This is a genomic window from Pantoea sp. UBA6567 (assembly GCF_002434165.1).
In the GTDB taxonomy this organism is placed as follows: Bacteria; Pseudomonadota; Gammaproteobacteria; order Enterobacterales; family Enterobacteriaceae; genus Pantoea; species Pantoea eucrina.
This window is the reverse complement of the sequence record NZ_DJJN01000004.1, coordinates 142224-165667: the sequence shown is the minus strand read 5'-3', so window position 1 is coordinate 165667 and position 23444 is coordinate 142224. Positions and strand designations below refer to the sequence as shown.

The window sequence follows — 23444 nt, the reverse complement described above, 5'->3', positions numbered from 1 at the left end:
CCTTACACCTTGCCGGATAAGTTTATCTGCACCAGACTATTTTGCCGTCAGCATGCCGTGCGGATCCAGCACATATTTGGCGGCAACGCCGGCGTCAAACTGAGCGTACCCCTGCGCCGCTTCTTCAAGCGGGATCACTTTGGCATTAACGATTTTCGCAATCGGCAAACGATCGTGCAGGATGGCGTTCATCAGCTGCCGGTTGTAACGTACCACCGGGGTTTGCCCGGTATGGAACGACTGCGCTTTAGACCAGCCGAGACCAAACTTCAGGCTCAGGGAGCCTTCTTGTGCTGATTTATCGTGCGCGCCCGGATCTTCCGTCACATACAGACCCGGAATGCCGATATTACCGGCCACGCGGGTGATCTCCATCATCTGATTCAGCACCACCGCCGGCTGCTCCTTGCCAGAATGGCCGCGCGCTTCAAATCCGACGGCGTCGATAGCTGAATCGACTTCCGGCGTACCAGTGACCTGCGCAACCATCTCTCCCAGGCGGTCATGCTGACTCAGGTCGATCGGCACAAAGCCCATTTTCCTGGCGTGCTCCAGACGCTCTTTGTTGAAGTCACCTACCATTACCACCGCCGCACCGAGGATCTGTGCTGATGCCGCCGCGGCCAGACCAACCGGACCGGCGCCTGCAACATAGGTGGTTGAGCCGACGCCCACACCCGCATTGATCGCACCGTGAAACCCGGTCGGTAAAATGTCTGACAGCATGGTCAGATCCAGAATTTTCGCCAGTGCCTGGTCACGGTCAGGGAATTTCAGCAGGTTAAAGTCCGCATAGGGCACCATCACATATTTCGCCTGCCCGCCTACCCAGCCGCCCATATCAACATAGCCAAACGCGCCGCCCGCGCGTGCCGGATTGACTGTCAGGCAGACGCCGGTATCGAGTTCACGGCAGCACCGGCAGCGCCCGCAGGCAACGTTAAACGGCACAGAGACAATATCACCGACGTTAAGCATCTCAACGTCAGCGCCCTTTTCGATAATTTCACCGGTAATTTCATGGCCGAGCACCATACCCGCAGGCGCGGTGGTACGTCCGCGCACCATATGCTGATCTGAGCCACAGATATTGGTGGAGAGCACTTTCAGGATCACGGCGTGCCCAATCTTCTTGCCGGCCGGATTAGCAAAGACCGGATCGGCAATATCCTGCACCTCGACTTTACCTGGCCCCTGATACACCACACCGCGGTTGGAATTTGCGCCCATAAAATCTCCATTATATGTTGATATGCACATTAACTGCCGGACACTTACGAAACCGTAAGATAATAAAGAGTGATGACGCGTTAAATCTAATACGCAATAGTGCGTAATTAAACAGGGAATGGATTACGCGTGCCGGAGTTGTGACTGGCTTCATGAATGCAACAAGTGGATATACAGGAAAACCCATTAAATACATGTAGATAAATATATTAATTTTGAAATATCCGCGTTATGTCGCAAACTGACAGTACAATGTCGCACAGTGATACGCTATTAATTAAAACAGTTATTCGGGCAGGGAATTATTATTATCTCACCTGCCATTTTCCTGCTTATATTTGAATAGAAGATAGCGTAATGAATGGCACGCATTATTTACGGTGCGGCGGTTTCTCAAACCATGGCGTGATCAGTAAATGCGGGATAGCGAGCGCGGCCAGCGCGGCAAACAGTGAACGCACGCCGGCGGTATCGGTGGGCTGCATCATAAACATGATCAGTACCGCCAGCAAAATAGCTGCCGTCAGCACCGGCCAGACGGCACGCAGGTAGTCAGCGTAATGTCTGAACCCCAGCAAATCGCGCCGTTCGCGGGTCTGCGGTAGCGCATGCAGGATCAGAAAGCCTACAGAAAAACCGACAAAAGGCGGCAGAAGCAGCAATGCCAGCGTCCCGGCCAGCAGACGCCTGTCGCGCCGTACAATGCCTGTCAGCAACAGCGCTGCGGCGGTAAAGCCGCCCGCTATAGCCAGACCCGCAGTCACGCTATCCGGCATGGCAGATGCCAGCCCGGCCTGATGTAAAATCGTTCTGTACGCTGTCAGATGCAGCGCGGCAGGCGTTGCAATCAGACTGATGCCGCGCGCCAGTCGTTCAGCCAGAGAGCCGTGCGGCGCATCTTCCAGCGCAAAATGGATGGCAGAGGCGAGCAGAAAGCCCGGTAGCGCGATTGCCGGACGCCAGTGCCACCAGAACAGGCACAGCACAATCACTACGCCGTAACCTGCCAGAAAAGCGCACTGCTGTTCGCGCCTGACAATCTCAAGATCGCTTGCACCGTGCGCCATGCCGATAATGCCAATGGCCACGACGGCAAACAGCAGCTGAACCGGCAGCGGGCTGAAAGAGGCAGCCAGAGCTGCCCCCCAGAGCGTCAGCCAGCCGGTATGCTGCCGCAGGATCATACCCGCACGGCACCATCGCGTTTTGCGTAGCGCAACGCTTTTTCCAGATTCGCCGCCGCGTAAAAGGCGTAGAAAACTTTGGCGATAATATCGAGAATCAGAAATGCCCAGATTGAAGCAGGATCAGAAATGATCTTCAGCCCTTCCGGCCCGATCAGAAATACCACCGGATAGATAAACCAGACCACCGTCAGCAGCGCCACGTTTTTGTTGTAGGCGCCTGCCAGTGCGCTGCCCCGCTCCGCCGCCATCGTACGCAGCGGCCCCCACAGCAGATAGATCACGCCGAGGAATGCAGCGCAGGACCAGAAATACCAGATCCATTTTCCTGCTGCGGTTTCCGCCAGCGAGGAGACAAGACCGGTCACAATCATCATCACATCCAGCACGATAATAGCGGTCAGAAAGCCGCCCATCTCGCCTGGCTTGCCATGCTCATGAAAGGCCAGCATAACCAGCCCCGCCAGCAGAATCGGCGTGGTCACAGACCAGTCAGCATAACGCGCCATATAGACCGTCGTGCCGCTGTCCAGGGTGAGGTTGCCATAGCCAAACGCCATTGCCAGATACGCCGTAGCGGCAATAAAAGGCACTGATGCATGCATCAGGGTGTGGTGACGGGAGGGAAACGTTTTACTGCCGGTGGCGTAAATCGCCAGTGATGCAAGCGCCATCACTGAAAATCCAATGAGAAATGCAGTCTGATCCATGTTGATTGCTCCTGTACAGCGGCGTCATTATCACGCCCGCTGCGCTGCCATAGAAAATTAAAAGGTAATGTTATATTCCGGGAGAGAATACGCTTAAAGTATATGGCGCTATTTGTATTGTGCCATTATTCAAAGCCATGATGGTCTTCAGGAGAAAGAACTGGCAAAAAGTATCGTCCTCCGCGGGATATTATTTGTTTTTAATCAGGCATAAAATGTAATTTTTTATGTAAAGAAGAGTATACAAAATAGACAATTGCGGTTTAATGAAACAGAAAGTTAATTAATTTACTTTAAAATCAAAAATATAAATAGGTGCTGCTGCACCAGCCTGATGTAGTGCACAAAAGGGATTGATGCAGGAAATTTATTTACCTGCATCTCTGATTTTCATTTTCTGCTATCAAAGCAATAACGCTGCTTTAGCGTGCAATAAACCTTTCGGGGAAGTCGGGAGAGAGGTGCTTAACGTCGTCATAGCGGCCAAAAAGGCGATAGCGGTTGCGGGCAATAAGGTTATATATCGCGTTGCTTACCGCATCGGGGAAATAACGCAGCAGCGCAAAAATACGCCAGCGACTGTGAAGGTTTTTTATTACGCGACAGATTGCCTGGGCGCGCAGCCAGTGTCCGTTTTCACCAATCAGCACGATGGTGCGGATATCGTCAACGGGCATGCTGACATGACGCAGCAACGTTTTGCCCTCCTCACTCTGCACGGTGGCAAACCGTACCCGCCGATCCAGCCGGTGTCGCAGCAAAAATGCCACCCAGCCATTGCAGAGTTTGCACACGCCGTCGTAAAGCACTACCTGTTCACCAGGCCTGAGATAGGGAATAGTCATGTAAGCGCCCACGGGATGAAGCGGCGGCATCCTCCTGACGCCGCCAGCCTGCATTAATCGATCAACTTCTCCAGGGAAAGCGGCAGATCGCGAATGCGCTTGCCGGTTGCGTGATAAACAGCATTACTGATGGCCGCAGCCATACCCACAATACCCAGTTCGCCCACGGCTTTTCCGCCCATCAGCGTGGCGTGATGATCCGGCTCACCCACGTCGATAGTGATAATTTCCGGTACGTCAGCGTTAACCGCAATCAGATAATCGGCGAGATTATTGTTCACGATGCGGGCGTTACGCGGATCGACCGCTCCACCCTCCAGCAGCGCCTGCCCGAGCCCCATCACCATTCCGCCAATCCACTGGCTGCGCGCCAGTTTCGGATTATAAAGCCGTCCGCTGTCAAAGGCAGAGACCATACGTCTGACGCGCACCGTACCGAAATCCTCGTCAACGCGCACTTCAACAAACTGGGCACCCCAGCTGTGTGAAGAAAATTCTTCCGGCGTGGTCATCCGCGACATCGAGTGCACCGCTTTATCACGCTCCTCTGCACTTTCGTCCGGCTTAAAGGTACCGTCCGTTACCGCCAGCGTCTCTTCACCGCTCAGCCGCACCAGATCGCCCAGCGATACCGCCCGCTCCGGCTGACCTTTCAGGCACACGCCTCCTGCGCAGAGCGTCAGCTGCTCAGCGTCGGTCTGCGGGAACGGCGCATCTGAAGAAGCACCTGCCAGCGCGTAGAGCCGGTCACGCAGCGCCACCGCCGTCTTATGCACGGCACCGGTCAGGTTGCCGGCCAGCTGCGAACCGCCCGCAACGCCGGCACGCGGCAGCCGGGTATCACCCAGTTCGACTTTAATGCGGGTAGAGTCAAGACAGAGCACTTCTGCCGCTGTCTGCGCCAGAATGGTGTAGGTTCCGGTGCCGATATCAGCACCTGCACTCTGCACCACCAGCTCACCCTGACTGTTGAGGATCAGGCGCGCCTCAGCCGGGGCTTTGTTTACCGGATAGGTTGCCGTTGCCATGCCCCAGCCAATCAGCTCGCGGCCTTCGCGCATTGAGCGCGGTGCCATAGTGCGATCTTTCCAGCCGAACGCTTCAGCCGCTGCGCTGTAAGCCTCTTTCAGACGGCGCGTACTCCACGGCAGATTTTCCTGCGGATCCTGTTCTGCATAGTTGCGCAGACGCAGCTCCAGCGGATCGATACCCAGCGCATAGGCCATCTCATCCATCGCCACCTCAAGTCCGAACGCGCTCGGGTTCTCGCCGGGCGCACGCATCCAGCCTGGCGTAACGGTGTTGATAGCAGCCACATAATGACGCGAATAGACGTTTGGCACATCGTAGATACGTCCGGTGACTTTGTTTGTCCCTTCCGCGAACGTGTCAATGAGCGAGGTATCGCTCAGTCCTTCATGCAGGATCGCCAGCAGTTTTCCATCCTGTGCGGCACCCATCTCAATAGTCTGCTGCGTCGCCGGACGACCGCCCAGTCCGGTAAAGGTCTGCGGGCGCGACAGCGCCACTTTCACCGGACGCGTCAGCGCGCGCGATGCCACGCAGGCCAGCGCCACATGGGTATAGGGCACAGGTTTTGATCCAAAACCGCCGCCCACATAGGGAGAAATCACCCGAACCTGCTGCTGCTCAATGCCGAGCCATTCAGCTATTTCAGTCTGTGCTCCCATCACCCACTGGCTTGGCTCCCATACCGTGAGCGCATTATCCTGCCATGAGGCGATGCAGGCGTGCGGTTCCATCGGCATGTTATATTCACGCGGTGTGGCGTAGCAGCTTTTGATTTTCACTTCTGCCTGCGCCATCGCCTGCTGCGCATTACCCATTTCAACGGTAGCGCTCTCCTGGCGCTCTGCTGCCGGATCGTCCATCCAGACCAGCGGCTTCGCTTCCTCATAGCGCACTTTCACGAGGCTGGCAGCCCAGGTCGCCTGCTCAAACGTTTCTGCCACCACCAGCCCGATGTTCTGACCGTTATGAATGATTTTGTCATCCTGCAGCGGTGTGTAGGTAGACTGCGCCGCGCCGCCGTCAGCAATGGCGGTGGGCTTGTTGATCTTCAGCGGATTGAGATGGGTATAAATCGCCACTACGCCAGGCTGCTGTTCCGCCTCTGCGGTGTCAATATCCGTCATCCGGCCGCTGGCGATAGTGGACTGCACCACCACGCCATACAGCATATTCTCAGGCTGATACTCCGCCGCATAGCGCGCGGCGCCGGTGACTTTCACCACGCCGTCGCCCCGACTGCGTCCGGCACCGAGTGCCTGATAGTTCTGTTCCTGCTTGTCCATACAATTTCCCCGTTACGCCTTGCCGCCAGCCTGAAGTAGTGCACGTGCAATCACGCGCGGTGTCAGCACTTTTTTGTGCTGATTCTGCGGCAGAGTTTTCGCATCCTGCACGATACGCTCTGCGGCACGACGCAGCGTCTGTTCATCAAACGGCTGGCCGCGCAGCGCCCCTTCCACCTGCTGCGCCCGCCAGGGTTTTGTCGCCACGCCGCCGACGGCGATACGCACGTCGCGGATCCGGTCGCCATCCAGCTCAATACCGACAGCAGCGCTGGCGGCAGCAAACTCATACGAGCTGCGATCGCGCACCTTCAGGTAGTGCGAATGTTTAAGCGCGGCGGTGCGCGGCAGTTCCACCGCGATAATCATCTCATCGCTGGCGAGATCGTGCTCGAGATGCGGCGTATCGCCGGGCAGCAGATAGAACTGATCGATCGGGATACGGCGCTCCCGCTGTGCGGCATTGCGCACGATAACCACGGCATCAAAGGCGGTCAGTGCGACAGCCAGATCGCCCGGATAAACCGCAATACAGCTGTCACTGGTACCCAGAATGGCGTGGTTGCCGTTAATGCCCTCCAGCGCGGCGCAGCCCGAGCCCGGATTGCGCTTATTACAGGCGCTGAACGTATGCGGATCGCGGAAGTAAACGCAGCGGGTACGCTGCAGCAGGTTGCCGCCGATGGTGGCCATGTTACGCAGCTGCGGCGACGCCGCCTGCCACAGGCTGTGATAAATCGCCGGCGCTTCACGCTGACACTCTGCGTGATGCTCCAGTTCACTCATGCGCGTCAGCGCGCCAATGCGCAGGCTGTCAGAGCTGAACGCAATTTCACGCATCTCCTGCAGGCCGCTGATATCCACCAACGCTGCAGGCTGTTCCACGTCACATTTCATTAAGTCAATCTGCGTGGTGCCCCCTGCCAGAAACCGGCTGCTGGCACGCTGCTTCTGCTGCAGCGCCTGTTCAGGGCTGCTCGCCGCAAGGTAGTCAAACGGATTCATCGCGCCTCCGAACTGAGATCGGCGGCGGCCTGCTGAATAGCGTCGACGATATTAGGATAAGCACCGCAGCGGCAAAGATTACCGCTCATATATTCCCGGATCTCATCGGCAGATCCGGCATGTCCTTCGGCAATGCAGGCGGCGGCAGACATGATCTGCCCCGGCGTGCAGTAGCCGCACTGAAACGCGTCATGCTCCAGAAAACGCGCCTGAACCGGATGCAGCGTGCCATCAGGTCGCGCCAGACCTTCAATAGTGGTGACCTGCTGCCCGTTGGCCTGTACAGCCAGCGTCAGGCAGCTCAGCACCCGCTTGCCATTGATATGCACGGTACAGGCGCCGCACTGGCCCTGATCGCAGCCCTTTTTTGTACCGGTCAGCGTCAGGTGTTCACGCAGCGCGTCCAGCAGCGTCACGCGCGGGTCGACGCTAAGTTCAATGGGCTGCCCATTGACTTCGAGGTGCAGTTGTATGTTTTCTGACATGGCTCATTTCCAATAGTGAAAGAATCGATCGGGATGCGCGTTTAGGATCTCTTAATAGCGTGCGCACCCGCTAAGTCTAGACGCTGAGCGCATTTCGGAAGGCGTTGTCAGAAAAAAGTACAAACTTTGTGGGGGATTAGCGCAAAAATGCCATAGCGCAAAGGGCTATGGCTGCCGGAACGGGCTTACTGGCGTGCTGCAAGGCCATTTTTATGGCGCACAATGTCCGCCATAATCGATAGTGCGATTTCTGCCGGCGTTTTGCTGCCAATATCCAGCCCCACCGGCGCGTGAATGCGCGTCAGCTGCTCAGGGGTCAGTCCGGCGATCTCCGCCAGACGCGACAGCCGCCGGCTGCTGTTGCGCTTCGAGCCCATCGCGCCGAGGTAAAATGCCGGCAGCATCACCGCTTCCATCATCGTCAGGTCATCGATTCGCGGATCGTGGGTCAGTGACAGAATCGCCGTTGCGCTGTGACACCCCTCACGCTCCAGATAACGGGCCGGAAAACAGCGTATAATCCGCACGCCAGCCTGTAACTCCGCACCCATATTCTCCAGCACCTCATCGCGATGCTCGCAGACCAGCGTCTCAAACCCCAGCGCCTGCGCAAAGTTGGCGCAGTAAATGCCTACGCTGGAGAGACCGGCGATAATCAGGCGCGGCGGCGCAGAGAGCGTCAGCGTAACCTGGTTGCCAGTAATGTGCGCTGCGGTCTGCTGCGTATAGGGGTGCGTCTCTATGCCGGCGCAGGGGTGCGGCAGCAGCAGCGTTTTACTGATGGCTTCGGCCCGAACCAGCGCATCGTGCATCTGACGCAGATAGTGAATGGATGCCGCTCCCTGCGGCAGCTTTTCCACCAGAATATCCAGCACGCCGCCGCATGGCAGTGCCCGGTCAGGCGTCAGCCCGCCATCGCCATAGCGCACAACAGCGCTCGCCTCGCTGAAAGCATCTGCTGCTATGCGCTGGCGAAAATCCTCCTCCACACAGCCGCCGGAGAGCGAGCCGCAGAAGTGTCCATCGGCGCGGATCGCCATCATGGCGCCCGGCGGACGCGGCGAGGAGCCAAAGGTGCTCAGTACGGTACAAAGCCATACCGGATGTGCTTCTGCCCAGTGCTGCGCGGTTTCAAGAACCTGCACATCAAGGTGATACATGAATTGCTCCGTCGTAATGTCCCCCTTTTTTACCTGCAGGGACCTGAATCTTCCTATGAGTAAATGTCACATTTGGCGTTTCGTCTAATCGGCGCGAAATTTTTCCCGCCCGTGACGTTTACCGGCCCCGCCCGCTGCGTCACAATAGCCGGTTCGTATAACGCAACCCTTTACAGGAGTGGTATGAAACCTCTGTTTGTCTACGGTACGCTGCAGCCCGGGCACGATAACGCCTGGCTTCTGGAGCAGATAGGCGGCGAGTGGCTGGCCGGCAGCGTCAGCGGCACCTATTATGCGCGGGGCTGGGGCGCTGCCGCGGACTTTCCCGGCGTGGTGCTCTCACCGGAGGGCGCGCGCGTACCGGGCTATCTGTTTTTCTCGCCGCATCTCGACGCGCACTGGCCGATGCTCGACGCGTTTGAAGAGGGATACGATCGCGTGCCGGTCGCCGTGACCACCGACCGGGGTGAGCAGATTAGCGCCTGGGTTTACGAGCTGCAGCCCGCGACAGAGTAACTATCCTTATCGGATCAGCTGATAAGGAGAGATTATGATTACGCTCTGTACTGCCTGCGGCACCTCTTACGCCGAACCGTCTCCCCGGCGCTGTCCCGTCTGTGAAGATGAGCGCCAGTTTATTCCGCCAGGCGGACAGCGCTGGATAGCGCAGGCGGATTTACGCGCCGCACATACCAACCGATGGCAGCAGCACCTGCCCGGACTGCTTTCGCTGCAGAGCGTGCCGGCATTTGGCATTAATCAGCGCGCCTTTCTGCTTTGCACTCCGCACGGCAATATTCTCTGGGACTGCATCGCCCATCTGGATGACGCCACCGAAACGCTGATCCATGCGCTGGGAGGATTGCAGGCGATAGCCATCTCTCATCCCCACTACTACACCACGATGCAGGACTGGGCCGCCGCATTCAGCGCACCGATCTGGCTGCATGCCAGCGACAAAGCGTGGATTATGCGCGACAGCCCGTGGATCCGTTTATGGCAGGAGGAGGAGCATGCCCTGCTGCCAGGCATCACGCTGCTGCGTCTTGGCGGCCATTTTGCCGGTGGCACGGTGCTGCACTGGCAGCGTGATTCGGGGGTAATGCTGAGTGGCGATATTTTGCAGGTAACGCCAGGCGCGGATGCCGTCTCGTTTATGTGGAGCTATCCCAATATGCTGCCGCTCTCTGCCCGGGTGGTGCGCGACATGATGCAGCGGTTGCAGAACCGGCATTTTGCCCAGCTTTACGGCGCATTTGACGGCCGTGAGATCCTGCAGGATGCCGATAGCGCCGTCGCACGTTCCGCGCAGCGCTATCTCAACTGCCTGAAGTAGCGCATAACTTATGCAGTAAAAGCATAAGCCACCTGTTAATTATGGATGTACAGACGTCTGGACGCATATTATAGTCCGGGGCTGACAAGAATAAGGATGCTGCAAACATGAAAAAACATTTACTGACCGCGCTGCTGGCCGCTTCTGTTACGCTGCTTAGCGCCTGCGACAATAATAACGACGAAAAAATCAAAGTTGCGATCAACAGCGGCCCGGATGAACAGCTCTGGCAGACAGTGAAGCAGGTCGCCCATGACAAATATAAGCTGGATGTTGAGGTGATTGCGTTTAACGATTATGTGCAGCCCAACGAGGCGCTCTACAATAAAGACGTGGATGCAAACGCCTTCCAGAGTCTTCCCTATCTTGAGATGCAGTCAAAAGAGCGCGGTTATAAATTTGCGGTAATCACCAATACCTTTGTATTCCCGATTGCCGGCTACTCCCGCAAAATTAAAAGCCTGAACGAACTGCCGGATGGCGCGACGATCACGCTGTCAAACGAAGCCACCACGCTGGGTCGCAGCCTGCTGCTGCTGCAGGCGCAGGACCTGATTAAAGTGAAACCTGAAGCGGGTCTGCTGCCTACCACGCTGGATATCACTGCTAATCGTAAAAAGCTGAAGTTTGTTGAAGTTGATACGCCGCAGCTGGCACGCACGCTGGACGATCCGCAGGTCTATCTTTCCATCATCAATAACAACTTTGCGGCGCTGGTAAATCTCTCCGCCTCACGCGACGGTATGTTTATGGAAGGTAAAGCATCGCCATACGTCAATGCCATTGTGGCGCGTGAAGATAATAAAGAGAGTGCGAACGTGCAGAAACTGAAAGAGGCCTTCCGCTCGCAGCCGGTACTGGATAAAGCCAACGAGATTTATAAAGGCGATATTATCAAAGGCTGGTAAACGCTGCCTGCTCCACGCCTCTTCTCCGGAGAAAGAGAAGAGCGCGTCATTATTATGTTTTACTGCTCTTCTGAACTATCTGCCGTGGCGTTCCGTCCGGGCCGCCACGCTCTTTTTTAATTAGCAGGCATGATAAATGCAGCATCCGGCTTTGTGCATTGCTTCACAGTTACGGTAAATAATCCTCCGGTTAAATCCTGTAACTGTTTTTTGAATTCTGATCCAGTCAATAGTAAAGCCCGGAAATTAAATAAGTGTCATAACAGTCGGCTAACCTTTAAACCTGATAAAGAACAGGGTTATGCCTTCCTGTTTTTGATCACGCTGTTATTTTATCCTGTTAAAAATCGCCACCTCGTTTTTTTGCTTTCTGCGCCCGCAACGTCTATAAAACCAACAGAATTTGCCTTAAATATCGTCACGCCTGCCCTGCCTGAACATAAAGCCAGGCACTTAGTTCATGCTGAAAAACATTATGCGCTTCGTGCTTTCCGCTCTTTTAGCGCGGTGAATTCATCATGTTGCTGAAAAATCGTTTACCGGAGGATGTATGAGATTCACCCTGAATCCCATTGCGTTAGGAATAGTGGCAGTACAGACCGCGCTCTGCGTCCCATTTGCCAGCCAGGCTGCCGCTCTTGGTCCCTACAATCCCCGCGATAACGATCAACAAAACGGCGCGCTGATTGTCACCAGCGGCAGCCAGACCCTGACCGGCAATCAGGCATTTGAAACAGGCATTGATGGCGCAACAAATACGACGCTCGGGCAGGTCAGCATCGTCTCTGGCGCCGGATTTATCGATGGGGCGAGACTTGATACCGGCCCGCAAAATTTTGCTATTACCGTGCCGGATCTCACCACAGGCGGCAATACGACCTTTCAGGTTTTCGATTCAGCCAGTCTGGTAGCACTGGCACCGGTTAGCAGCACCACCGTGGTGCCGGACCTGCAAAACGTGAATAACAATCAGTATATTAACGCGCGCGTAGCGGATGTAACCGGCAGCGGAAGCTCGCTGGATGTCGCTATCGGGCAGAGCAATGCCAGCAGCAGTGCCAGTACCAATGCCTGGAGCATGGCGGCAAAAAACACCACGCTGTTTCAGGCCAGTAATGGCGGGGTGATTAACTGGAACAGCAATAACCGTATCACCTTCACCGGTTCAGCAGCAGATGTAGCCGGAAGTGGCGCAACTGACAGTCTGAGCGTGCAAAACCTCGCCACTTACCACGGTAGCTTCAGCGTACAAACGCTGGATGGCAGGCGCACCTCTTTTAACGTGACCAATGCCAGTCAGCTGCAGCGCTATAACAACTGGCTGGTGAGTCAGCTGCAAAACGGCAATCTCGCCACGGCCAGTTACCTCAGCGAATTTAATAAAGCCGTCACCCTCACTGATGAACAAATTGTTTACAGCGTCAGCGCCACGCCGCCGGATGAGATCACACAGCCCCTGGGTAACCGTATCGTGATCAATGCTGAGGGTGCCGGTTCACAGATTAATGTTGCCGCAGATAAAACGCTTGAGGCGGTCGGCGCGAACGGCGGTGCCGTGCGGGTTTCATCCGGTGCCAGCGCCACCATCGATGGCAAGCTGGCCAGCCGGGGTACGGCACTCTCGCTGGATGATGCCAGCGCAACTAATAGCAGCAGCGGGGTGATCAACGGCGGCTTTCTCAACCGGATTGACGGCACCGGTGTGGGCGCGGCCAGCAGCAACGCGACGGCGGTTACGGTGCAAAACAACGGCAGCTTTACCAATAATGGCGTGCTGAACCTCGGCACCACCGGCAGCAATCTTGCCAATGGCGTCGCTGGTATCCGGCTGGATACCAGCGCGCAGGCGAGTAACAGCGGGAATATTAACGTTGGCGTTAATGGCTCGGCCGCACGCGGCACCACCTCTGGCGTTCTGCTCACGGCCGATAGCAGCCGATTTACTAATAACAGCGCGGGCACCATTTACATCGGACGCGGTCCGCAAAACAGCCTGAGCGATAGCGTGGCGGAAACCGCGATGAATCAGAGCGGTCTGACCAGCGGTATTGCCCTGCTGGCGAATGGCAGCGCGATCAGTGAAGGCAGCATCGTACTGGGTTCCCGCGTGCAGAATGCGGCCGGCATGTCCGTCAGCAGTGCGAACAACGCCACGCTCATCAACAGCGGCACTATTGATGTTAACGGCAGTGCGGCGCGCGTGCCGCGCGAAAACACCGGCATGCTGGTCAGTAACAGCAGCGGTACACTGGAGAATCGCGGCACTATCAATCTCAACGGTGTTAACGGCACCGGCCTCAAAGTACTGGCTGGCAATGGCAGTACGGCGGCAGCGAGTTCCACCGGTACGATCAACGTGGCAGGCGGTGCCGATCCCGCCAGCGGCACACGCAACTTTGGCGTCTGGGTAGAGGGACAGGGTAGCGGCACAGCACAGGCTAATGTGGATGGGCGCATCAATCTGACAGGCAACGGTGCAATTGGCGTACACGCACGCGGTAATGCCACCGTGAATGTTACCGAGGATGCGATCCCGGCTTTCAGTACCGGCAGTCAGCAAATCGGCTTCTTTGCCTATGGTCCGAATGCGCTGATTAACGTAGCGGATAACAATGCTTTTGACGTCACCACCCGTAACTCCACGCTGTTTCGTATCGAACAGGGTGCCGAATTTGATGGTTCAGATACCACGCTGACTGCCTCCGGCGCGGGAGGCGTGGCGATCAACGGCACCGGTGCTGACGGCACCACGGTTAACACCCGTAACGCCACGCTGAACGTCAGCGGGATCGGTGCGACGGGCGTAAATATTGAAGGCGGTGCGCTGGGCAATATTGATGCTGCAACCACTATTAATCTCACCGGCAGCAATGCCATCGGGGCGATCGCCGACGGACAAAAACATACGCTGACCGGTGCCAGCAGCCGCGCTCCGGTTGCCGATACGCGACTTATTTCAGCGGCAGAGCTTGATTCGGCGCAGGACGCTATTACCGGCTATCTGGCGCGTAATCGCGCCCGGCTTACCAACAGCGGCAATATCATCTTCAGTGGCGCCAGCACCACCGGGATGCGCGTGGAGAGCGGTGCCAGCGGCAGCAACAGCGGCAATATCAGTATCAGCGGAGGCGGCAGCGGCATCGTGGTTAATAGTGCGGGCAGCACGTTTGCTACCACCGCCAGCAATAGCGGTAACATTGATGTCAATGGCGGCAGCGTACGTAATCGCACGCGCGGCGTGACGGCCAGCGGCGCACTGGCCGTAGCCACGCTTGATGCCGGCACGCTTACCCTGAATGGTGTCGGTGCAATGGGTGCTGAAGCGCTCAGCGGTGCACAGGTTAATATCGCCGCGGGATCAACGCCGATCTTTAACAACAGCAATCAGATCGCTTACCATGCAGCGGGTAGCGGCTCTCGTATCACTTCGGCAACGCGTGCGCTGGACATCACGACTGCGGGCTCCACCGGCTACCGCATTGACGAGGGGGCAGCGCTCGGTTTCACCGCCGCGAGTACGCTCAACGCCAGTGCAGCAAACGCCACCGGCGTCATTGTTTCCGGCAATGGCAGCACGCTAAACAGCACGAACGCCAGCTTTACCGCCAGCGGCGCAGGCAGTACGGCGATTCGCATCGAGGGAGGCGCGACAGCCACGCTGGACCGCAGCAGCACGCTTAACCTGAGCGGCGAGAATGCCGTTGGCGTACTGGTGAATACACTGCGCAGCGACCTCAGTAATGCGCTGGATGGCAGCGCTGCCGCAACGCGGGTTACCAGCAACGCCAGTATCCGCGGTGCCGGCGTTGGTGCCACGGGTTTCGATATCACCAATGGCGCTACCCTGATCAACAATGGTGCGCTTAGTCTGAGCGGAAATAACAGTATCGGTATCCGCTCCCGTGCCGGCAGTACCTTAACCAATAACGGTGTGGTCACAATCACCCGCGGCACCGGGCTGGATGTTGCCGGTCGCGGCAGTACGCTCGCGCAGGGTGGCATCATCACTGTTGAAAACGGCGTAGCCGGTGTGCGTATCAGCGAGGGGGCCAGCCTGGCGCTGACCGGTCTTAATACCGCAATTACCGCGCGCGGTACTGCCCACGGCATTTTACTGGACGAGGGGGCCGCCGCGCTCAGCGCCCGCGATGCCAGCATCAATGTCTCCGGCAGCGGCAACGGCATAGAGAACCGGGCAGAACTCAGTAATGTCACGCTCAGCAACCTGACGCTTAACGTCAGCAACGGCAACGGCATTCGTACCGGCGTGGCGTTTGATCCCGCTTCCACCGTCACGGCAAACGTCAGCGGCAACGGCAACGGTCTGAACATTGCGAATGCCGACGGCAGCACGACGCGTGGCGATCTGACGCTGGGTTCGGGCTACGTGTTCAACGTCACCGGCGCAGGCGGTAGCGGGATTCGGGCCAATACCACCGGTGATATTTTCACCGCTGCCAGCGTGAACATTAATAATGCCGCAGGCGGATCGGCGCTGATCTCCAGTACGGCTGGCACCATTGTGAACACCGGAACGCTCCGCTCCGCCAGCCTGAGTGCACCGGTTGTGGATTTACGCGGTGGTAAGACGGTGTTCGAAAACTTCGGCACGATTATTACCGCCACGCCGCAAACTCAGGCGGTGGCTGGCAGCAATGCCGATGACGTTATTTTGCTGACCGAAGGCGAAGTGCGCGGCGATATCAATCCCGGCGGCGGATCTGACACCTTTCGCTGGAGCGGCGGCTCGCTCAACGGCAGCCTGACAATGGGCGATGGTAACAACAATCAGGCCAGCGTCAGCGGCGTCAGCCTCAGCACCACTTACCATCTCACCAGCGGCAGCGGAGCCGGCAACAGTCTCACATTCAGCCAGATCGACGGGCGTGGCGGCAGCTTTAGCGCCGACGATCGCAGCAAGGGCGTCAATCTCGGCACCGGCTGGAGCACCATTAACTTTGCGGATGCGCGCTGGACTCTGACCGATAATCTGCAGCTGGCACGCAGCACCATCAACATTGACAGGGCATCCACCTTGTACGCGGGTAATAATGTACATCCGCTGCTGGCTGGCGGTACGGCCAGCTCGCTGGTGGTTAATAACAGCGGTACGCTGGACCTCACCAACGGTGCCGGTTCACCGGGCAATACGCTGGACATCAACGGCTCGCTGGTGTCGGCGGGCGGTCAGGCCAACCTGATCACCCGACTGAACGAAGGGGGAGCGCCTGGCAATCAATTTACCGATCGCATTAACGTGACCGGCAACGCCAGCGGTACCACGCTGCTGAATGTGCAGCCGGACGCAGCCAGCAGCGGTGCGCTGACCGATTTCAATCGCAACGGTGGCGTGGAAGGCAATGAAGGTATTTCGCTGGCGCAGGTAGCTGGTAACGCGGCTGCCGGCAGCTTTGCGCTGGCGGACGGCTATCTTGGGGCCGGACCGTGGCAGTATCGTTTATACACTTTCGCACCGGGCAGCAGCGATCCGGCGCAGCGCCTGGTCAGCGGCAGCGGGAACCGCTACTGGGATTATCGCCTGGCAAACTATCTCATTTGCGAGAACAGCAGCAGCTGCCAGCCTGCGCTGATTACCGATGCCTTTGGTAGCGAACAAACTTATGACGCGCGTCCGGCCGTGGTACCACAGGTGCCCTCTTATGTTTCAGCGCCCGTGGGGCTGGCTTATTATACCGCTGCCATTGTTGATGACCTGCATAAACGTCTGGGTGAGCTGCGCCACGGAGAGCGGCGCGCTGACGACAACGGCGGCGAGATGTTTCTCCGCTACATTGGTTCTGACCTGAAATACCAGAGCGATCGCAGCTTCCGCAATTACGGATACGATTTTGATCTCGATTACAGCGCAGTCCAGCTCGGTGGCAATCTGCTGCGGCTTGATGGCGATAGCGACTCCCTGCGCGGCGGTATAGCGTATACGCGCGGCAATACGCGCCTGCGCCCGAAGGCAGCGGATGGCTACAGCAGCACCACCTTTAACAGCGACAGCCTGGCGCTCTACAGCACCTGGCAACGTGATAACGGCTTTTATCTGGATGGGGTGTTGTCATTTGACCGGCATCGTGGTGACACCAACATCGCGCGGCAAAAACAGGTGGCTAAGCTGAAAGGAGACGGCTGGACCGCTTCACTGGAGAGCGGCTATCCGTTTGCTCTGGGTGACGGCTATCAGCTGGAACCGCAGGCGCAGCTGCTCTATATGCAGCTAAACATGAATGATTTTACCGACAAGGATGGCAGCAAAGTGCGCTACGGCGATTATGACCAGACGATTGGCCGGCTGGGCGCACGCCTCGATCGCACCTGGAGTGATGAGCATCAGCGCCAGTATACGCCCTGGCTGCGGGCAAATTATTACAAAGGCTGGGGCGGCGCGGCGCGGACATCGGTCGCTGCTGCAGATAATCCGGCGCTGGGCGCGACGTTTACCAGCGGGCGTTTTGGTCAGATGTGGGAAGCGGGCGCAGGCGGCACGGTGACGCTGCGCAATAACGTTTCGCTCTATGCCGAAGCGGATTACCGTAAAGCGCTCGACGGGAACGGTGCCAAAGGATGGCGCTACAATGCTGGCGTACGCTGGCAGTTCTGAACCGGCCGGAGACACAGGACGCTCCTGACAGGTCGTCCCGTGTCTCCCTGTACCTGCTCTCCAGGCTGACTGAGTCAGCACGCTGTTTATCTGGCTGTTAAACGCGCAGCGATATAAAAAACGCGTAAAAATTTGCGCTCCCGGCGTAAAAATGGTGTGTGAATATTCGCCACCCTCTCCCTGTCTGCGCCGAAAACCGCTATCTTCGCCGCTATAACTCCGGCGCTGAAGAGACCGCGCCTCTCTGTTAACCTGAGCAGGAAATTCATGAAACACCCGCACAAAGCCTCGCTGCCTGCCGGCATGCTGGCTGCTGCCGGTATCGTCTTTGGTGATATCGGGACCAGCCCGCTTTATACCCTGAAAGAGTGCCTGTCGATTCTGCCCGACGGCAGCGTCACACCGGCTGCCGTCATGGGCTTTTTATCGCTCATCTTCTGGGCGCTGACGCTGATTGTTACCCTGAAGTATGTCTGTTTCGTCATGCGCGCGGATGATGACGGAGAGGGAGGCATCCTGACGCTGATGGCGCTGGCGCGACGCGGCGTCAGCAGCAAAGTGGGGCACGCTGTGATGCTGGCCGGTCTCATCGGCGGCGCGTTCTTTTATGGTGACGGGGTGATCACCCCGGCGATTTCGGTGCTCTCCGCCATTGAAGGCATTGAAGTGGTTTCACCGGCGCTGGAGCGGATTGTGGTCCCGCTGGCGCTGGTTATTCTGACGCTGCTGTTTGTCATTCAGCGCCAGGGCACTGAAAAGGTCAGCCGCATATTCGGGCCGGTAATGTTTGTCTGGTTTGCCGCCATTGCGCTGCTCGGCGTACGCGGCATTTTGCTTAACCCGCAGGTGCTTCAGGCGCTGAGTCCGCACTATGCGCTCGACTTTTTGCTGAGCCACTCTGCGCTGTCGCTGGCGGCGCTCGGCATGGTGGTGCTGGCCGTCACCGGTGCCGAGGCGCTCTATGCTGACATGGGGCATCTGGGTAAAACCCCTATCCGCCTCGCCTGGCTGGTTGTCGCTATGCCGGCGCTGGTGCTTAACTATTTTGGTCAGGGCGCACTGGTGATGGCGAACAGCGCCGCGATCAGTAATCCCTTTTACCTGCTGGCGCCGGCGTGGGGGCAGATCCCGCTGATCGTGCTCTCTACGCTGGCAACGGTTATCGCCGCGCAGGCAGTTATCTCGGGTGTCTATACGCTGACGCATCAGGCGATACGGCAGGGTTTTCTGCCGCCGATGCGCGTTATCTTCACGTCGCATACCGAGTCAGGTCAGATCTATATTCCGGTAGTGAACTGGCTGCTGTTTACCGCAGTGATGCTGGTAGTAATAACCTTCCGTGAGTCGTCGGCGCTCTCCTCTGCTTACGGCATTGTCGTAACCGGAACGATGGTGATCACCGCCGGGCTGGCAGGCGTGGTGGCGCAACGCAACTGGCGCTGGCCGCTGCCGCTGGCGGGGCTGTTCCTGCTGATGATGCTGTGCATCGACGTGCCGCTGTTTATCGCAAACCTGATGAAGCTGCTGTCAGGCGGCTGGATCCCGGTGCTGCTGGCGCTGACCATGATGGCGCTGATGCTTATCTGGAGCAGCGAGCGCAACCGGCTGATCCGGCGTCTCGACAGCAGTCAGGCCAGCCTGCTGGCGCTGGTCAGCTCGCTGGAAAAAAGCCCGCCCAGCCGCGTGGAGGGCACCGCCGTGTTTCTGGCGCGTAAAGAGTTTGAGATCCCGCAGGCGCTGCTGCACAACCTTAAACATAACCGCGTGCTGCACCGTCGCGTCGTGCTGCTGCATATCCGCACCGTCGACACGCCGCGCGTGCATAACCAGCAGCGTATAACGCTGACGCCGCTTTCCGCCTCCTTCTGGCAGGTCACTGCCGCCTATGGCTGGCGTGAAACGCCGTCGATGGCTGAGATCCTGCACCTGTGCGGGCTGGAGGGCTTTGGCTGCTCGGTCAATGAAGCGTCTTTCTTTACTTCCCACGACACGCTGGTGATGAAACAGCGTCGTGGTCTGGCGCGCCTGCGCGGCGGCATTTTTCACTTTTGCCAGCGCAATGCGCTGCGCGCTCATGAACAGTTTCATATCCCGCCCAACCGCGTCATTGAACTGGGTGGTCAGCGCGAGTTTTGATCGGGTAAGTGCACCAAAACACAGCATAAACCTGTAAGCAGATGCAACCAGGTTGCTGTAAGAGTGACAAAGTTGTGGCAGAATTTTTCTTAACAACTTATTAGCAATTAAAGCTAAACCAGACGGCGCGGCAGAGTGTTTAGTCACTCTGTCGCCCGCGCTTTTTAAGCCGGGCAGAAAAATGCATAACGAACCCATACCGTGCAATTCTCTCAGGAGCAGGCCTATGAAAGCGTTAATCAATGATGTTATCTCTATTTTTACCCCGCAGGATATTCAGCCGGTGCTGGTGCGTGCCGATCTGACGCCACAGCAGATCGCTTCGCTGCGCCCCACCAGCGTAACCAGCGTGAGCTGGGCAACCTCAATGGAAGATCTGACCGATGCGGTGGTTAAAAAGACGCTGGCCGCCGGGGCAGCGGGATATCATATCAGTGATGTGGAGTCGCATGAGCCGGCGCATGACGGGCACCCGGTGCTGGCGGCGAAAGCGACGCTCTATCACACCGGTGATGAGATTGCGCTAAACGGCTAACGCTCTGCGCCTGCTGAATAACCGGCGGGCGCAATTATCCGCACTTTTATTTGCTTTAAGTTCAGCCTGTGGTTATAAAGAATAACCGCGCAACAGAAGCGGTTATCCTGCTGATATTGACATCGCCTCTCCCGCCTTATTTGCTGCTTATTTAACCTGAATATAATTATGTAACTTAATTAATCCGCGTAAATAGTTAAATAACTAAAAACAGGTTAATCTTTCCGTAACAATATTTTAATTTGCCATCCGAATTTTTAACGTTCATCTGCATTGAATAAAGAACAGGACTGGCATGAATCAGACCAAAAAAATTGTGTCCGCGCTTTCGCTGACCGCACTGCTTGTTTCTTCAGCGGTTCACGCTGAGAACGCACCAGAAAAAACCGACGTGCTGCTGATTGGCGGCGGGATCATGAGTGCCTCTCTGGGCACCTGGCTGCAGGAGCTGCAACCGGGCTGGAAACAGCTGATGGTTGAGCGTCTCGACGGCGTGGCGATGGAGTCGTCCAATGGCTGGAACAATGCCGGTACCGGTCACTCTGCTAACATGGAGCTGAACTACACGCCAGAGCGTGCAGACGGTTCAATCGACGTTAGCAAAGCGCTGGAGATCAACGAATCATTCATGATCACCCGCCAGTTCCTGACCAGCCAGGTTGAGCGCGGTGTGCTGCACGATCCGCGTTCGTTCATCAACTCTACGCCGCACATGAGCTTTGTCTGGGGTGATAAGAACGTTGAGTATCTGACTAAACGTTACGCCGCGCTGCAGAAAACCACCCTGTTCCAGGGCATGAAGTTCTCAACCGACCACAAGCAGATTGAGCAGTGGGCACCGCTGGTGATGGAAGGCCGCGATCCGGCACAGAAAGTTGCTGCGACCTGGACACCGGTCGGTACTGACGTCAACTACGGTGAAATTACCCGTCAGCTGATCGGCAGCCTGAAAAAAGATCAGAACTTCACGCTGGAAACGTCGTCTGAAGTCACCGATTTCAAACGTAACGGTGATAACTCCTGGCACGTTACCATTAAAGATGTGAAGAGCGGTAAAGATCGCAGCGTTGATGCGAAGTATGTCTTTATCGGTGCCGGCGGCGCGGCCATCAAGCTGCTGCAGAAAACCGGCATTCCGGAAGCGGATAATTACGGCGGTTTCCCGGTAGGCGGCTCATTCCTGATGACCGAAAACCCGGAGATCACCAGCCGTCACCTGCAGAAAGTGTATGGTCAGGCTTCCGTAGGTGCACCGCCAATGTCGGTTCCGCATATCGATGCGCGTAACCTCGACGGTAAAAAAGTGGTGCTGTTCGGGCCGTTCGCCACCTTCTCAACCAAATACCTGAAAAATGGTTCGCTGTTCGATCTGCTGAGCGCGACCACCACCAGCAACGTTATGCCGATGACCCACGTGGGTATCGATAACTTTGACCTGGTGAAATATCTGATTGGTCAGGTAATGCTGAACGATGACGACCGCTTTGCCGCGCTGAAAGAGTACTATCCGAACGCGCGTAAAGAGGACTGGAAACTGATCCAGGCGGGTCAGCGCGTACAGATCATCAAGAAAGATGCGGACAAAGGCGGCGTGCTGAAACTCGGTACAGAAATTGTCACCGATCAGCAGAAAACCGTTGCGGCCCTGCTGGGCGCGTCACCGGGTGCTTCAACCGCTGCGCCTATCACTCTGAACGTAATGAAATCGCTGTTCCCGCAGCAGTTTGCTTCACCGGAGTGGCAGGAAAAAATCCGTACTATCGTGCCGAGCTTTGGCCAGAAACTGAATGGCAATACCGCGCTGACGCAGCAGGTGTGGGATAACACCGCGTCTGTACTCCAGCTGACCAAACCACCTGTCATCAATATGAGCGAGCAGCAGGCCGCGCCGATGCAGGCTAAGCCGCGCGAAGAATCTGCTAAACAGGATATGGCGCTCTAATCGCGACCAGCCCTGAATCCCGAGCCGGACACTGTCCGGCTTTTTTTATGCCGGTAATCCGTTAGCGGAGCGCGCAAAATAGCTGTTGAGCAGTCGCCAGAGATAGTGCGCAGCGGGCGTCATGCGGTGATCGGCGCTGTGCAGCAGCTGACACTGACTCTCGCGCGCAATGCGGTGATCGAGCGGTATCGCGACCAGCCGATCGCAATCGTGAATGCTTCTCAGCGTCTGCGGCGTCATAAACGCCACGCCCTGCCCGGCCAGCGCCAGAGAAACGGCGCTGGTAAACAGGTTACAGCTACAGGCGGGCGTAAAGATGAGTCCTTCACTCCTGAACATGGCATTCAGATAGCGCTGGAGACCAAACTGCTCATCCATGCCGATGAGCCGGTGCTCAGCCAGCTGTGACAGCGTAACTTTATCCAGCGCGGCCAGCGGATGTGAGGGGGGCACGACTGCACAGATCGGACCGCGCCTGAAGCTGTTACAGCGAAGTCCGGGCGGGCCGGAGGGGCCAAAACTCACCGCCATATCCACCTCACCTTTTGCCAGCAGCGTCAGCGTGGTCTGCATATCTCCCGACTGAATATTCACAAAAACCGCCGGGTAAGCCTGAGAGAACTCGGCAATAACGTGACGGATCACTTCGTCTGCCATCCCCTGGCCCACGCGCAGCGTAACGCTGCCGCCGCGCATATGGCGCATATCCTGCAGCTGCCGCTCCAGCTGACGGCGGCGCTGACTGGTCAGCGCATAATCCTCTGCCAGCAGTTTACCCGCATCGGTCAGGACCACATTTCTGCCGCGTCGTTCCAGCAGCGGCAGCTGCAGCGCGCGCTCCAGCTGCGCCAGCTGGCGGCTGATGGCGGAAGCATTGACGCCCAGCGCATCTGCAGCGCGGCGGATCCCGCCGTGCATTCCGACCTCATACAGGTAGCTTATCGATTTTTCGGGATAGCTGGATAATGTCATACTTTCCGCTTATCTGTTGATCTGAGAGCAACAATAATAGCCAGCGCAGCTTATTTTTCTACCGTGTTTTT

16 protein-coding genes are annotated in these 23444 nt (G+C 57.1%); 7 read left to right on the top strand and 9 right to left on the bottom strand.

Going from position 1 to position 23444, the window contains the following annotated elements:
- Positions 1 to 36: 36 nt before the first annotated feature.
- From fdhA to B4M48_RS04125, 8 genes are all read right to left on the bottom strand, one after another.
- Complete coding sequence (gene fdhA / locus B4M48_RS04160; protein WP_071668338.1) at positions 37 to 1230, bottom strand: formaldehyde dehydrogenase, glutathione-independent; 1194 nt, start codon at positions 1228 to 1230, stop codon at positions 37 to 39.
- Positions 1231 to 1601: 371 nt separating this feature from the next.
- A complete protein-coding gene (locus tag B4M48_RS04155; RefSeq protein ID WP_104085651.1) occupies positions 1602 to 2414 on the bottom strand; it encodes a beta-carotene 15,15'-dioxygenase, Brp/Blh family in 813 nt (270 codons plus the stop codon).
- Positions 2411 to 3124, bottom strand: coding sequence for a bacteriorhodopsin (locus tag B4M48_RS04150; protein WP_288656030.1), 714 nt, complete (start codon positions 3122 to 3124; stop codon positions 2411 to 2413). Before B4M48_RS04150 ends, B4M48_RS04155 begins: the two co-directional genes overlap by 4 nt.
- A 422-nt stretch (positions 3125 to 3546) precedes the next feature.
- The gene (locus B4M48_RS04145) at positions 3547 to 3969 is read right to left on the bottom strand and encodes a thiol-disulfide oxidoreductase DCC family protein (RefSeq protein WP_040113881.1); all 423 of its coding nucleotides are present in this window, start codon (positions 3967 to 3969) and stop codon (positions 3547 to 3549) included.
- 53 nt (positions 3970 to 4022) lie between these two features.
- Complete coding sequence (locus B4M48_RS04140) at positions 4023 to 6284, bottom strand: xanthine dehydrogenase family protein molybdopterin-binding subunit (protein ID WP_113655334.1); 2262 nt, start codon at positions 6282 to 6284, stop codon at positions 4023 to 4025.
- Between the two features lie 12 nt (positions 6285 to 6296).
- Entirely contained in the window at positions 6297 to 7289 is a 993-nt protein-coding gene (locus B4M48_RS04135) for an FAD binding domain-containing protein (protein WP_040113496.1), read from the bottom strand.
- Positions 7286 to 7774, bottom strand: a complete 489-nt coding sequence (locus tag B4M48_RS04130) for a (2Fe-2S)-binding protein (protein ID WP_071668343.1) — start codon at positions 7772 to 7774, stop codon at positions 7286 to 7288. The genes B4M48_RS04135 and B4M48_RS04130 overlap by 4 nt, the downstream gene beginning before the upstream one ends.
- Before the next feature lie 185 nt (positions 7775 to 7959).
- Positions 7960 to 8934: an XdhC family protein gene (locus tag B4M48_RS04125; RefSeq protein ID WP_040113498.1), complete on the bottom strand. Its 975-nt coding sequence runs from the start codon at positions 8932 to 8934 to the stop codon at positions 7960 to 7962.
- A 183-nt stretch (positions 8935 to 9117) separates the two neighbouring features.
- On the opposite strand from B4M48_RS04125, the gene B4M48_RS04120 reads away from it, so the two are divergent.
- The 7 genes from B4M48_RS04120 (at position 9118) to mqo (ending at position 22401) form a co-directional block, all read left to right on the top strand.
- The gene (locus B4M48_RS04120; protein WP_040113499.1) at positions 9118 to 9450 is read left to right on the top strand and encodes a gamma-glutamylcyclotransferase family protein; all 333 of its coding nucleotides are present in this window, start codon (positions 9118 to 9120) and stop codon (positions 9448 to 9450) included.
- A gap of 34 nt (positions 9451 to 9484) precedes the next feature.
- Positions 9485 to 10270, top strand: coding sequence for an MBL fold metallo-hydrolase (locus B4M48_RS04115; protein WP_040113500.1), 786 nt, complete (start codon positions 9485 to 9487; stop codon positions 10268 to 10270).
- Between the two features lie 107 nt (positions 10271 to 10377).
- On the top strand, positions 10378 to 11178 hold the full coding sequence (locus tag B4M48_RS04110) for a MetQ/NlpA family ABC transporter substrate-binding protein (protein ID WP_288656024.1): 801 nt from the start codon (positions 10378 to 10380) through the stop codon (positions 11176 to 11178).
- A gap of 550 nt (positions 11179 to 11728) precedes the next feature.
- Positions 11729 to 17788 carry an autotransporter outer membrane beta-barrel domain-containing protein gene (locus B4M48_RS04105; RefSeq protein ID WP_288656022.1) on the top strand — a complete coding sequence of 2020 codons (6060 nt, stop codon included), beginning with the start codon at positions 11729 to 11731 and terminating at the stop codon, positions 17786 to 17788.
- A 267-nt stretch (positions 17789 to 18055) separates the two neighbouring features.
- Positions 18056 to 19924, top strand: coding sequence for a low affinity potassium transporter Kup (gene kup, locus B4M48_RS04100; protein WP_250341438.1), 1869 nt, complete (start codon positions 18056 to 18058; stop codon positions 19922 to 19924).
- Positions 19925 to 20150: 226 nt separating this feature from the next.
- The gene (locus B4M48_RS04095) at positions 20151 to 20459 is read left to right on the top strand and encodes a DUF1471 domain-containing protein (protein WP_040113505.1); all 309 of its coding nucleotides are present in this window, start codon (positions 20151 to 20153) and stop codon (positions 20457 to 20459) included.
- 295 nt (positions 20460 to 20754) lie between these two features.
- Positions 20755 to 22401 carry a malate dehydrogenase (quinone) gene (gene mqo / locus B4M48_RS04090; RefSeq protein ID WP_040113506.1) on the top strand — a complete coding sequence of 549 codons (1647 nt, stop codon included), beginning with the start codon at positions 20755 to 20757 and terminating at the stop codon, positions 22399 to 22401.
- A 45-nt stretch (positions 22402 to 22446) separates the two neighbouring features.
- Here the strand turns inward: mqo and B4M48_RS04085 are convergent, their stop codons facing one another.
- Positions 22447 to 23373, bottom strand: a complete 927-nt coding sequence (locus tag B4M48_RS04085; RefSeq protein ID WP_040113507.1) for a LysR family transcriptional regulator — start codon at positions 23371 to 23373, stop codon at positions 22447 to 22449.
- Positions 23374 to 23444 lie beyond the last annotated feature (71 nt).